Source organism: Ensifer sp. PDNC004 (assembly GCF_016919405.1).
GTDB lineage: Bacteria > Pseudomonadota > Alphaproteobacteria > Rhizobiales > Rhizobiaceae > Ensifer.
On record NZ_CP070353.1, the window covers coordinates 153,677 to 166,463 of the forward strand.

The following is a 12,787-nucleotide window of genomic DNA, read 5'->3' on the forward strand; positions in this document are numbered from 1 at the left end:
GGCTGCGAAACGCCCTCGCGTTCTGGCAGGCCTCGACGATCGCCGTGGCGCTTTATATGGGTCCATGCCCGTTGAGGCTTGATCGGCTGCGGGTCGCAGCAACGCGCCGCTCGCTACCGCATCCACCAAAAGGAAAGCGCCCGAAGATCGATCTTCAGGCGCTTTCTCGTTTGTCGCAGCGTCTAGACCTTAAGCTCTCTGGCGGTCTAACTGGCTTGGTGCTGCAAAATGGTTTCCCGGAAATTTAAGTCCCTATTCGGTTTGGACTCTCAGCGGCCGCTCCTTAGATGAAGAGCATCGTGGCCACGAATACGAACGCTGCACTGATCATGAGGACATTCAGCGAATGTGTAAGGCCCATGGAAGACCCTCCCTGCGTTAACGCGTTAAAACATAGGGCGAAATCACGACACGTTAAAGGGAAACTTGTGCTGCAGTGCGAAATGCGTGAGCCGGCGCCGCCTTATTCACAGGTCTATAGTTCTGATTTCATTTAAGTTTCCTGGCCGCCACATTTTTTTCACAATCGCTTCGGCAAGGTTAATATAAACGTTTGTAACCGTGCGTGAGTGGCTCGGAGCGGGACGAAAATCGGCTGTCGATTCCCCGCAAACCTCGTCCTTTTCACGCGGTGCGAAGCACTTCAGGCGTGTGGGCTTTCCTGCAACGCCGGGGGACAGAATGTCAGGCGACCCGCCTGAACCGCAGGATCCGACCGTCGAGCACGGCGAGGCCAAGGGCGATCAGCACCATGCCGGCAAAATCGGCCGCCTGCAGCGTCTCGCCGAGAAAGAGGTAGCCGAGCAGGATTGCGCTTGGCGGCACCAGCAGCGTGACCAGCGAGGCATTGGTGGCGCCGGCCGCACGCATGATGCGGAAATAGAGGATGTAGGCATAGGCTGTCGAGACCAGCGCCAGTCCGAGGATCGACAGGATCACCTCGACGGGCGGCATCGGCAAGAGCCAGGGCGTGTCGGTAAAGGCAGCCACGGGCAGCGCGATCAGCGTCGAGGCGGTCAACTGGCCGGCGGCCGTCACGGGAGGGGCGAGATCGCGGAAGCGTTTGCCGTAGGTCGCCGCGAAACCATAGCTGATGGCGGCAAGCACCGGCAGCAGCAGCGCCCAGAGCGGCACGCTGCTTGTGGTGCCGAAGAGACCGGCAACGGCGCTCGGCCCGATCAGGACGACGGTGCCGGTGAGCCCGAGCAGACAGCCGGCGATCTTGGCGGAACTCAGCTTCTCGTCCTCGGTCGCCATGTTGGCGATGATCACCGTCCAGACCGGGGTCGTGGCGTTGAGGATCGCCGCCAGTCCGGCGCCGATGTGGGTTTGTCCAAGGAAGATGAAGGCGTGTGGAATGGCGTTGTTGATCAGCCCCATCAGCGCGAATTCGCGCCAGCGGCCGGCAAGCGCCTCGTACATGCCGAAGCGGCCGTGGATATAGATATGCAGCGCCAGGGCTGCCAGGCCCAAGCGCAGGAACACCAGCGTGAAGGGCGGCACATGCGCGACAGCAACGCGGGCGAAGAAGAACGATCCGCCCCAGATCAGGCCGAGCAGGGCAAGCAGAGCCCAGGTCCCGGCGCTCATCTGATTGCCATCGACGGTGGTTCGCGCATTCATGGTGATGCCTATCCGTGCTGATTGTGTGCTGGCCGTCAGTCTTCCACCGCCGGGTGGACGCCGTGGCGCAAGCGCCTGGGTACCGCTCCCGGATCGGTTGTGCTCCGACACATGATACATAGCCCGGCACGTCCGGCGGAACCACCCGGTTCTTGCGGCGATCGTGAAGGGACGTGATCGGGGCCGGCCGGCAAGCTCTCATCGATCGGGATCCGGTCGGTCGCCGCAGAATGAAAAAACCCCGAAGATCGATCCGATCTCCGGGGCCATGATTTTTGAACGGCGGTTCGGGCTTAGAGCGCGTTCAGGAGTTCGAGCGTCGCCCAGCCGTCGGCCGGACGGCCGAGGCGGAGTTGCTCCTTCTGGAGTGCCGCGCGGGTGCCGGAGCCGAGGATGCCGTCGATCTTGCCGACGTCGTGGCCGAGCGTCTGCAGCTTGGTCTGCAGCGCCTTCATACCGGTGTCGTCGAGGCCCGGCTCCGGGTTGCCGCCTTCATAGGTCGGCGCGCCGCCGAGACGGGTCGCGAAATAGGCAGCCGACGTCGTGTAGATGAACGACTGGTTCCATTCGAGATAGACGTTGAAGTTGGGGTAGGTGAGGAAGGCCACGCCCTTGCGGCCCTGCGGCAGCACCAGCGATGCCTCGAGATTGCCGAAGGCGGTGTCGCCGTTGCGCGGCTTGACGCCGAGCGCGAACCAGTCGCTGGCCTTCATGCCCGGCTGCAGGCCGGTCTTTTCCCAGGGGAGCTCTTCGGGAACGCTGACTTCCTGGATTACCGGCTGGCCAGCCTTGTAGCCGAGGCTCTGGATGAACTTGGCGGCGGTCAGGATCGCGTCGGGCGAGCTCTTCTTCAGGTTGACGTGGCCGTCGCCATCGCCGTCGACGCCATAGGCGATGATGTCTTCCGGCAGCATCTGCACCTGGCCGATTTCGCCGGCCCAGGCGCCGGTCGTCGTTGCCGGGTCGAGGTCGCCATGCTGCACCATCTCGATCGCCGCGATCAGCTGCGGGCGGAACATTTCCGGGCGGCGGCAATCATGCGACAGCGTTACCAGCGCATCGCGGGTGTTGAAGTCGCCCTGAACGGCGCCGAAGTCGGTCTCCATGGCCCAGAAGGCGGTGATGACGGGGGCCGGCACGCCGAATTCCTTCTCGGCGCGGGCAAAGACGTCGGCATATTCCTTCATCTTCTGCTGGCCGATATCGAGGCGGGACTTGCTGACCGTGCGCTTGGAGAATTCGGTAAAGGTCTGCTTGAAGACGCCCTGCGTGCGGTCGCGGCTGAGGACCTTTTCATTGATGGCGGCACCGGCGAGCGCCCGGTCGGCGACATCGGCCGGAACGCCCTTGGCGATCGCTTCGGCCTTCACGCCCTGAAGGAAGGCTGCGAGATCGCCACCGCAGGCAACGGCCGGGGTTGCTGCCTTCGTGCCTGTCGAGGCTGCGGTCTGGGCGGCAGCGGCCGACGCGGTCAGCGCCAGAAGAGCGACGGAGGCGAGCGCGCGCCGGGCTGTGCGGGTCATCATGAAATTCCTTTCTTTGCCGTGGGGCGCCTCGCGCCACCACGGGCAATCAAATCGCTACGAAATCTGTCGTTGCTCTTTCAGAGCATTATGACCGAAAGAAGAAAATGGGTTTTCCTGCCGCACCTATCGGCAGGAATGTCAGTTCTGCTTCAGCTGCGAGACCGCGGCGACCCAGTTCTTCCAGTTTTTCGCCGAGCCGGCGAAGACATTGATATCGGTGGCGCCGTCGATGCCGGGGATGACCCCCGTGCTGGTATATTGCCAGAACGCCCAGCGGCGCTCGACATAGACCTCACCCGGATGCTTGGCGACCGAGCGCACCCAAAAGTGATGTTCCTTGAACTGGTCGACGAGATTGTCGCGGTGGAAGTCGACAGAGGTGTAGATGATCGGGCGCTTGCCATAATGGGCCTCGAGCCGGTCCATGAAGCGCTTCATCTCGACGCGCACTTCGTCCGGTGTCGGGCGATGGCGGCAGGTCTTCGATTCGCCGTTCCACTCGACGTCGAGAACCGGCGGCAGATAGACCGCGCTCTTCGGCACATTGGCGATGAACCAGTCGGCCTGGTCGTCGGCGGTCGAGCAGAAGTAATAGAAGTGATAGGGCGCGTAGGGGATGCCGGCGGCGCGCGCCTTCTGCCAGTATTCGGCAAAGCGCGTATCGACCCGGTCCTTGCCCTCGGTCGCCTTGATGAAGGCGAAGGAGACGCCGGAGTTCTTCACCTTCATCCAGTCGATATCGCCATTCCATTTCGAGACGTCGATGCCGTGGATGTTGTGGTGCTGTGGCGTGCGCGTGCCGAAGTTCTGCGGGTCGGTGTCCTGGAAGCGCGGCGGGATCGAAGCCGTCTGCATCAGGTCATAGTCGGTCGACGAGCAGCCCGAAAGAAGGGTGGCAAGAGGCAGCAGAGCCAGGAGAAGCCGGCGCATGATTTTCCTGTCTAGAGACGATCGATGATCCTGCCTCACACGATGGCTTCCCTGTCGGTGATTTCCCCAGTGAGGCGTGAACCTCATTTTCACCATATCATCGTAAAAATTGAGTTAGCTCAAGCGGGAATTGCGGACGGTCGAAGAGCTAAAAAGCGCCGAAAACCAGGCGGTTTCGGCGCTTGCTGGAATGGCTATCCCAGCCGGGGTGGAAAACGTTGGTGTAACCGCCTGCCGCCTCAGGCGGCGATCGCCACGAAAGGGCGATGGTAAACGGCGAGCCAGGCATAGCCGCGACCGATCGCGCGGCGCTCGAGATCAGCGCCATTTTGCCGGGCTTTCTCGCGCAACACGTCGAACAGCCGCTCGCGCGGCGTCACGTGGAAGCGGTTCAGCCAGCCGTGCAGCGCCCGGCGGAAGCTCGTTGGCAGGCGTTCCTGCTGGCCGAAATCTGCGATGTGCAGCGAGCCGCCCGGGTTCAGCGCTGCGATCGCCGCATCGATCGCCTTCTGCCAGTCGGGGATCATCGACAGCGAATAGGAGATGACGATGTGGTCGAAACCCTTTTCGCCGAAGATCGCCGGGTCGAAGTCCGTCGCGTCGGCGACGTGGAGCGTGGCGCGCCCGCTGCCGCCGCGGTTGAGCTTCGCATCGGCCGAGGTCAGCATTTCCTGGGAGATGTCGAGCCCGAACAGGCGGGCCGAAGGGAAACAGCGGCCGATCAGCGCCAGATTGCGGCCGGTGCCGCAACCGACCTCAAGCACCGAGGCACCGGAGGCCGGGTTCATGTCGCGGATGAGCGTGTCGCGGCCGAAGAGGTAGTACTTCCGCGTCAGATCGTAAAAGTGCCGCTGATAGCGGTACATGTGGTCCATGCGCCGCGCGTGGGAGATCCCGGCCTGTTGCACGTTTCAGCCCTTCTTGCGGTAGATGTGGAAGCCGCCATAGATGGCGGAGCGGTCATCGGCGCCGAGCCGCAGTGCGGTTTCGGCGTCGTAGTGCCACTGGTCGAGCAGGGCCGGGGAGACACGGCCGGGCAGGATGCTGTCTTCCGCCGCCGTGCGGAAGATCACGACGGCACCTTCATCCGCCGTGCGGGTGATCTCGGTCCAGAGGTCGTTCAGCTGCTGGTCGGTCATCCAGTCCTGCGCGTCGAGCAGGATATAGCGGTCGACCGAGCCGGCGGATTTGCCGGCGAGAAGCTCGGTGAAGCTTGCGTGATGCACCTCGACGCGCTCGGCATTGTTGCGGATCGCCTCATAGGCGCTGGCATCAAGATAGGGCGGCAGGTCGCCTTCATGCGACAGCGGGTAGCGGCGGCCGAAGGCCTGCCAGGCGAAGTAGTTTTCGCGCAGCGGGAAGTGACAGGTGAGCTTTTCCAGGCGATGGCGCAGTACGGCGGCGAGCGACTTCTCGGCACTGAGGCTTGCGAGCTCGTCGAACTGCTGCGGCGGGATGCCGAGGCCGAACAGCGAGCTCTTGCGCCCGGTGATCCAGCGGATGACGGGACGATCGAACAGCGGCGCCAGGCGCTCGTCGAAGAACTGTCGTTGCTCGCGCATGGACCGCGCCTGGACGAAGTCTTCCGGGTTGACCCCGTGCAGGCGGGCAAGCAGGTGGCTGGCTGCAATGAAGCGGCCGAGCAGGCCGGTGCGGTAGATGTTGCGCCCGAAGACGCCGATGCGCCGGCGGCCGGTCATGTCGCGGCCGTTCCAGTAGCTGCGCGTGGCCGTATCGAGTTTCGGCGCGAGGAAAAGGTCGAAGGCCTGAACGTTGGTGGCTGTGCCTTGCGTCGCCAGGAAGCGGGTGACGTCCTTGTGGTTCGGCAGATGGCGGAAAGCCGCGAGCTTCAGGCGGTTGAGCGCGATGTGGTGCGGGTTGAGGTCGACGACGTCTATTCTACGCGGGCCGGCCGACAGGTAGGTCAGCATGTTGCAGCCGCCGGAGCCGATGGTGACGATCCGGCTTTCCGGGGTCAGCTGCATCGCCTCCATGTCGACGATCGGATCCTCCCAGATCTGCGGATAGACGAGGCCCGAAAAAAGCAGGCCGAAGAGGCGTTCCGAGAGGCCTGCGAGGGAGAAGGTCTTGTGCTGGAGCAGGGCGTTTTTCAGCTTTGGATTTTTTCTGCCAAAGCCTACGTCGGGAGCGAGTTCATTCATCTCTGCCGGTCATCCAGTTGAAACTTAGGCGCTTCTAAAGTGACTCGGCTACACTTTGATGACGGGCTTTCCCACAAGGGTCGGGCCGGCCTCCGGAGCCCAAATATACAATTTTTCACCCATAAGAATTCATTAAACCCTGACGTGCTAGCACCGCCTCACATACGGGGGGCGTCGACATGATGTTAAGTACGTTTCTGCCGAAGCCCGAGCAGCGATTTGCGGCTGCCGGCGCGGCATTGGGGGCTCTGGTTTCTGCGGCGTGGCTTGCCGGTGGAACCGCTCTTCCCGGCGAGATGGCGCCGCACTGGGACGTTCCCGCCGTGCTGGCAGCCGGCGCGATGCCTTTCATCCTCGGCGGCTCCTTCTATCGCTGGCGCTATTCGCGCCGGCTCGAACTCGAGTTGCGTGCCGCGCGGCGCGCCGAGCGCCGCCTGCGCAACGAAGTCCATCGCGACAGGCTGACGGGACTTGCAAACCGCGCGGCCCTCGAAGCCGACATCAGCCAGGCACTTTGTGCAGAAGGTACGGCGTTTGCGCGCAACGCCTTGCTTCTTCTCGATCTCGACCGATTCAAGGTGATCAACGACACGCTGGGCCATGACGCCGGCGATCGGTTGCTGGCGCTGTTCGGCGCCCGTCTCAGGCGTGCCTTTGCCGGCGAGGCGACGATCTACCGGCTGGGCGGCGACGAGTTCGTGCTTGCGGCCGCGCGCGCGCCGTCTCAAGCCGATGCCGAAATGCTCGCGACGCGGGTCGAGAAGCTGTTCGAAGCGCCGTTCGATCTCGGGGAGACGCGCATCGCGTCCGGCTGCAGCATCGGCATCGCCTTCATCGAGCGGTTGGACAAGTCGACATCCGACGTGTTGAAAAGGGCGGACCTGGCACTCTACGAGGCCAAGGCGATCAGCGGCAACAGCCATGCCTTCCACTCGGAAACCCTGAGCCATGCCGTGCGGCAGCGGGCGGAAGCCGAGCGCGATCTTACACGCGGTTTCGAGGCGGACGAGTTCTTTCTCGCGTTCCTGCCGATCCTCGGCATCGAAAGCGGCTCCATCCGCGGCTTCCAGGCGCTGCTGCGTTGGCGGCATCCGCATCTCGGCGTCATCGGTGCGGGAACATTCGAGCCGCCGGAGCAGAGCGCGATTACGCTGGCGCTCGGCGCCTGGGCGCTTCAGTCCGCCTGCAGGCAGGCGGCCGGCTGGAACGTCCCCAAGGGGCTGACGATCGCACCCTTCGTCTCGCAACTGCGCGACCGCGATTTCGTCACGCAGGTGGAGCGGTGCCTTTCGGAGGCCGGCCTTTCGCCGGAACGGTTGACGATCGAGGTCGCCGAGGGCGTCTCGACCGACGATCTTGTCATCGTCACAGACAACTTGCGGGGGCTGCGCGCGCTCGGCGTTCGCGTCGCGCTCGGCGGCGGCTCCGCCTCGTCGCTGCCTCTGAACCAGATCTCCGACGTCCAGCCCGATCAGGTGACCGTCGATCTCGCCGCCGTTCGTGCCGCACATGGCAGCGAGCGCAGCGTGCCCTTGCTCGCCTGCCTGATCAAAACAGGACAGGTGCTGCGGCTTTCGATCGCCGTCAGCGGTGTCGAGAAGGAGAGCGAGGCGGATTGCGCGCGGGCCTGCGGCGCTGCCGAGATCCGCGGTCCTTGGGTTTCGCCGGTCTTGGCCGACGTCTCGGTGCTCGTCGGCGACGGCGAGGCGGAAGAGTCGCGCCGCTCGGCCCGGGCTTAAGCGAGACCACGTCACGGGCAGAAAAGCGCTGCACTTTTTTCGACCGCCTGAACGTCTTTCCAATATGAAAAGTTGAGCCGGCCGGGGCTTTCCCTTGCGGCAAAATGCTGGTTCTCTTTGCGCATCAGGCCGGAGGATCGCATGAGACGTTTGTTGAAGATTTCGGGAGCCGCGCTGGCGCTGATCGTCGTCGGCCTGTTCGGCTGGCTTGCGCTGGCGCCGCCGGAACTGCTGAAGGTCGGTGACGGCTATGCCGCGAAAATCGTGTGCTCCAACGTCTTCATCGCCGGGCGCGACGCCCAGGCGGTGCTCGCCGACGACGTGCAGGCCCCCGGCCATCCCTTGCTCAAGCTCGTGCGCGTCGGCGTCGACAAAGAGAAGCAACTGGTGACGGCGCGCATCCTCGGTTTTGCCGCACCCGGTTATGCGGCCTACCGTCCGGGTGCCGGCTGCGCCAGCCTGCCCGACGGCAATGCTGCGGCTCTGGCACCGATCGAAACGAAAACCGCCGCGGCAGCGCCGGTGCCGAGTGCGGCCTGGCCCGAAGGCGAGGGAGCCGCGATCGAGCCGGCCTTGCAGAAGCTCATCGAGGACGCCGATCTCGCCGGGCCCGGCATGCGGGCGATCGCCGTGATCCGCGACGGGCAGCTGGTGGCGGAAACCTATGGTCAGGGTTTCGACCGTTCGACGCCGCTGCTCGGCTGGTCGATGACCAAGTCGGTGACGGCCGCGCTGATTGGCCTTCGGATCACTGACGGGCGCATGGACGCGTCGCAACGAAACCTGCTGCCGGAATGGGCCGGGGACGAGCGGTCGGCCATCACGCTTGCGGACCTTATGGGGATGCAGAGCGGGCTTGCCTTCAACGAGAATTATGGCGCCGTCACCGACGTGACGCGGATGCTCTACCTGGAAAAGGACATGGCGGGTTTTGCCGCCACGAGGACGCTGGGTGCAAAGCCCGGCGCGAACTTCAGCTATTCGAGCGGCACCAGCACGCTGCTGTCGCGGATCTGGATGCGGACCTTCGACGACCCGGCGGCAGCGCTTGCCTTTCCCTATGACGCTCTGTTTGCGCCGCTCGGCATGACGAGCGCCGTTCTGGAGACGGACGAGGCCGGAACCTTCGTCGGTTCCTCCTATATGTATGCGACGACGCAGGACTGGGCGCGGTTTGCGCAGTTCCTGCTGCAGGACGGCGTCTGGAAGGGGAGGGCGATGCTGCCGAAGGACTATGTCGCCTTCATGCGCACGTCGACCAAGGCATCGGGCGGGAAATACGGCCAGGGTCAGGTTTGGCTCGAGGAAAACGGCGCGCGGGCAGGAACGGGCAGTTTCCCGGCGGACGCCTTCTGGATGCTCGGCCATGACGGCCAGGCGATCATGCTTGTGCCTTCGCTGAAGCTGGCGGTCGTGCGGCTGGGCCTTACGCCCTCACGCCTTGGCTACGACGTGCAGAAGCTGAACGCCAAAATAATTGAGGCGCTCGATTGAGCGCCTCGTAAGGGAATTCCTGAACCGTCGAGAAGCAGCTTCGCTTCGGGCAAGCCGGATGGCCGGCTTACTTCATGCCGAGCTCTTCGAGCAGACCCTTGCGCTTGGCGTGGTAGTAATAGCCGCTGGCATAGAGCTTGACTGCGCCGTCGTGCTGGTTGTCGGCCACCATCCAGGCGCCGTGCAGATACTTGGTCGCGTATTTGAGGTTGGTTTCGGCGTCGAACAGACCTTCGGCCGGACCGTCATAGCCGAGGCCCTTGGCGGTGTTGTAGCGGATCTGCATAAGGCCGTAATTGCCCTTGCTGTAGGCGCGCGGATTGTAGTTGCTCTCGCGCTTGACGACGCGGTGCACCAGTTCCACCGGAATGCCGTTGAGATCGGCATAGTATTTGATCATCTTGTCGAGTTCGGGACGCGAGCTCGTCGGCGTCTTGGTGAACTTCATCGAATCGGGAATGACGTTGGCGACTGCGGCCACCGTCGAGCCGATCACACCGGTCTTCGGGCGCTCGGTCGGAACGATCATGCGGTTGGCGACCAGCGTTTCGAGGCCGACCGGTTCGCCGGTGTCGAAGTCCGATTCCATTGCGGCCGCAACTGCGAGCGTCGAGACCGGCAGGTCCTGGACGCGCGTGGTCTTGGTTGCCGCCGGCGAAAGGGCGGCGGATGCAACCTGCGTTGCGTCGGCGGGCGAGGGGGCTTCAGCGGCTGCAATCGCCGCGCTGGCACCGTTCTGGGCCGTCGGCGCAACCATGGCAAGCGCCATGGTGTCGCCCGGCTTGGCCGCGGGAACCGCGACCAGTGCGGGGGCAGCTCCGGCGCCCTGTGCCAGATCGGTCGCGACCGGGTAGGTGGCGGCGACGCCAGCGGTCTGGCCTGCCGTCTGCGCCGTGAGGGCCGCGCTCGTTGCGGTGGCGACGCCGTCGGGCGTCGGCAGCGCATAGGCCGTCATTTCGGTGCCGGGCTTGGCGAGGGGCGTGACCGTCTGCACGGCCGTGAGGTCTGCCAGCGACGTGTGCTCTACCGTTGAGCATCCCGAGACGATGGTCGCCGACAACAAAGCTGCCATGCCAAACGTCTGTTTGGAAAGGGAAATACGGTAATTCGCCATTCTGTCACTTTCGTGCTTCTGGGCCCCGTAGCCCCTGCAAATCAGCGGTTGCCAGCCGCCAAGCGTGAATCTCCATTAACCTATGAGGCTGGCGGCGGCAAGCGTGGGGGCGAATTTCAGGCCGTGGCCCGCTTCATCGTGGCCGTCAAAAGCCCGGCGCCGATCAGCATGGAGCCGCCGGCGCGGTTGACGATCCGGCGCACATTCGGCTTGGAAATCGTGCTGCGGGCGGCGGTCGCAAGGGCTGCATAGAGGCTGGCGTTGAGGATCGCGAGCGTCAGGAACGTCAGCTCGAAAATCGCCATCTGGGTAAAGAGCGGCTGGCTGAGATCGAGGAACTGCGGCAGGAAGGCGACGAAGAAGACGATGCTCTTCGGGTTCAGTGCGGTCACTGCATAGGTATGAAAGAAGATGCGCAGCGGGCGTTCCGTCGACGTGGTTTCGAGGTCGGCGTCGCCGCCGGCGGCCACCGGCGCGCGCCAGAGCTTCATGCCGAGCCAGATGAGATAGGCAGCACCCACCCATTTCAACAGGGTGAAGATGGCGGCGGAGGTGGCAAGCAGGGCGCCGAGGCCGAGCATGGAGGCGGTCATGGCGGTGAAATCGCCGAGCGCCACGCCGGCGACCGTTGCGCCCGCGGTTCTGCGGCCATGGCCGAGCGCATAGGAAATGACGAGGAGAATGGTGGGGCCGGGGATGGCGAGCAGCACGGCCGAGGCCGCGGCAAAGGCAAACCAGTGTTCGAACGACATGAAAAAGGCTCCGCGTTTGAGGGCGTCTCGGCAATCAATTTGCCGAGCCAGCCACGGAAACGCGGAGCCGTCAATCGTCGGTCATGCACATCTTACGGGTCGCACACGTAGCCCGCAAAACGGGCCTGATCAGTGCTTCTGGGCTTTCCACTTCTGGCCGATGACGTCCATCACCTCTCCGAACCACTTGGTCGAGGTGTCGAACTGCTTGCCGCCCTTGATGCGCGGGAACTCGATGGTGCGCAGCTTGCCACCCTGGTCCTCGTCGTGACCGGTGACGCCCGAGACCTTGTTGAGCGCGCTTTCGACGGCGAGATCGACCATGCTCTGGATCAGGCGCAGGTCGTCGCCGTTGGCCGGAGCCGAGCGGGCGTAGTAGCCGGACTTCTGCACCATGGAGCGCTCGGCGCCGAGAAGGGCCGCGAACTGCTTGGAGAACCAGTTGCCGACATTGATGGTGTCGATCTTCACGTGGCCGAAGGCGTCGCGCTTGACGGTCTCGCCGGCGGCTTCCCGTTCAGCGACGATGGCGTCGAGGCAGGCGCCTTCACTGACGAACAGCGTGACGAAGCCCGAGCTGTCCATGACCTGGCGCAGGCGGTCCGCTTCGGCCTGCAGGTCGAACTTCATCTCCGGCAGGTAAAGGCCGTCGATGTTCTTCATCTGCCGGTTCATCATGAAACCGTCGACGAATTCCTTGTCGTCGGTCATCTGGATGTAGGAGCGGGCGGTGGCCGCCGTCAGCCAGCCGCAGTGGCGGCCCATGACTTCATGGACGACGAGCGTGCGCGGGGCGGCGCTCTGTTCGTTGCTGACATTGTCGAAAAAGCGGGCGCCGTATTCGGCAGCCGTCCAGGCGCCGAGCGTCTGGCGGATCGGAACGACGTCGTTGTCGACGGTCTTCGGCAGGCCGACCACGGTCAGGTCGTAGCCGTTGGCGCCGAGATAGGCGGCAAGGTCGGCAGCGGTCGTGTTGGTGTCGTCGCCGCCAATGGTGTGCAGGATCGAGATACCGTCCTTGGCAAGGCGTTCGGCTGCGACACGCAGCGGGTTTTCGCCTTCCTTGACCAGGCCGCGCTTGACACAGTCGGCGGCGTTGGTGAGCTTGACGCGGCTATTGCCGATCGGCGAGCCGCCATGGCGGTGCAGAATATGAGCCTTCTCGCGCATGTCGCGGGTGATTTCGATCTGGTCACCAAGGAGCACGCCCTGGTAGCCCGAGCGATAGGCGACCAGTTCGTATTCGGGCGCTACGTCCGTATAGCGCTCGATCAGTCCTCCAACGGCCGATGACAGACAGGGTGCGAGCCCGCCGGCCGTCAGCATTGCGACTTTTTTCTTGGCCATGTTTCCTCCTCGGGACTTTGGCATGCGATGGGTGCGGCCTCCATAGCGCAAATCGGATGGAATTTAAATGACGGCCCTGTGGATGTTGTGTCGAGGCGGG

General features: G+C 63.9%; 10 protein-coding genes. 2 read left to right on the forward strand and 8 right to left on the reverse strand.

Features of this window, described 5'->3' with window-relative positions; genetic code table 11:
- Positions 1 to 684 precede the first annotated feature (684 nt).
- The 5 genes from JVX98_RS08630 to JVX98_RS08650 all read right to left on the reverse strand — a co-directional run bounded on the left by JVX98_RS08630 (position 685) and on the right by JVX98_RS08650 (position 6,241).
- The gene (locus JVX98_RS08630) at positions 685 to 1,623 is read right to left on the reverse strand and encodes a DMT family transporter (protein WP_205238321.1); all 939 of its coding nucleotides are present in this window, start codon (positions 1,621 to 1,623) and stop codon (positions 685 to 687) included.
- Positions 1,624 to 1,916: 293 nt separating this feature from the next.
- The gene (locus JVX98_RS08635; RefSeq protein ID WP_205238322.1) at positions 1,917 to 3,146 is read right to left on the reverse strand and encodes a lytic murein transglycosylase; all 1,230 of its coding nucleotides are present in this window, start codon (positions 3,144 to 3,146) and stop codon (positions 1,917 to 1,919) included.
- Between the two features lie 141 nt (positions 3,147 to 3,287).
- Positions 3,288 to 4,079 carry a GH25 family lysozyme gene (locus tag JVX98_RS08640; RefSeq protein WP_205238323.1) on the reverse strand — a complete coding sequence of 264 codons (792 nt, stop codon included), beginning with the start codon at positions 4,077 to 4,079 and terminating at the stop codon, positions 3,288 to 3,290.
- Between the two features lie 239 nt (positions 4,080 to 4,318).
- Positions 4,319 to 4,954: a class I SAM-dependent methyltransferase gene (locus JVX98_RS08645; protein WP_205239410.1), complete on the reverse strand. Its 636-nt coding sequence runs from the start codon at positions 4,952 to 4,954 to the stop codon at positions 4,319 to 4,321.
- 36 nt (positions 4,955 to 4,990) lie between these two features.
- Positions 4,991 to 6,241: a DUF3419 family protein gene (locus JVX98_RS08650; RefSeq protein WP_205238324.1), complete on the reverse strand. Its 1,251-nt coding sequence runs from the start codon at positions 6,239 to 6,241 to the stop codon at positions 4,991 to 4,993.
- 179 nt (positions 6,242 to 6,420) lie between these two features.
- Between JVX98_RS08650 and JVX98_RS08655 the strand changes: the two genes are divergently transcribed.
- Entirely contained in the window at positions 6,421 to 7,980 is a 1,560-nt protein-coding gene (locus JVX98_RS08655) for a bifunctional diguanylate cyclase/phosphodiesterase (protein WP_205238325.1), read from the forward strand.
- Between the two features lie 141 nt (positions 7,981 to 8,121).
- Positions 8,122 to 9,474, forward strand: a complete 1,353-nt coding sequence (locus JVX98_RS08660) for a serine hydrolase (RefSeq protein WP_205238326.1) — start codon at positions 8,122 to 8,124, stop codon at positions 9,472 to 9,474.
- A gap of 67 nt (positions 9,475 to 9,541) precedes the next feature.
- Here the strand turns inward: JVX98_RS08660 and JVX98_RS08665 are convergent, their stop codons facing one another.
- From JVX98_RS08665 to JVX98_RS08675, 3 genes are all read right to left on the reverse strand, one after another.
- A complete protein-coding gene (locus JVX98_RS08665; protein ID WP_205238327.1) occupies positions 9,542 to 10,588 on the reverse strand; it encodes a lytic transglycosylase domain-containing protein in 1,047 nt (348 codons plus the stop codon).
- Between the two features lie 116 nt (positions 10,589 to 10,704).
- Positions 10,705 to 11,340 (reverse strand): LysE family translocator, encoded by a 636-nt coding sequence (locus tag JVX98_RS08670; RefSeq protein ID WP_192446754.1) that lies wholly within the window; start codon positions 11,338 to 11,340, stop codon positions 10,705 to 10,707.
- 129 nt (positions 11,341 to 11,469) lie between these two features.
- On the reverse strand, positions 11,470 to 12,687 hold the full coding sequence (locus JVX98_RS08675; protein WP_192446753.1) for a pyrophosphate--fructose-6-phosphate 1-phosphotransferase: 1,218 nt from the start codon (positions 12,685 to 12,687) through the stop codon (positions 11,470 to 11,472).
- Positions 12,688 to 12,787 lie beyond the last annotated feature (100 nt).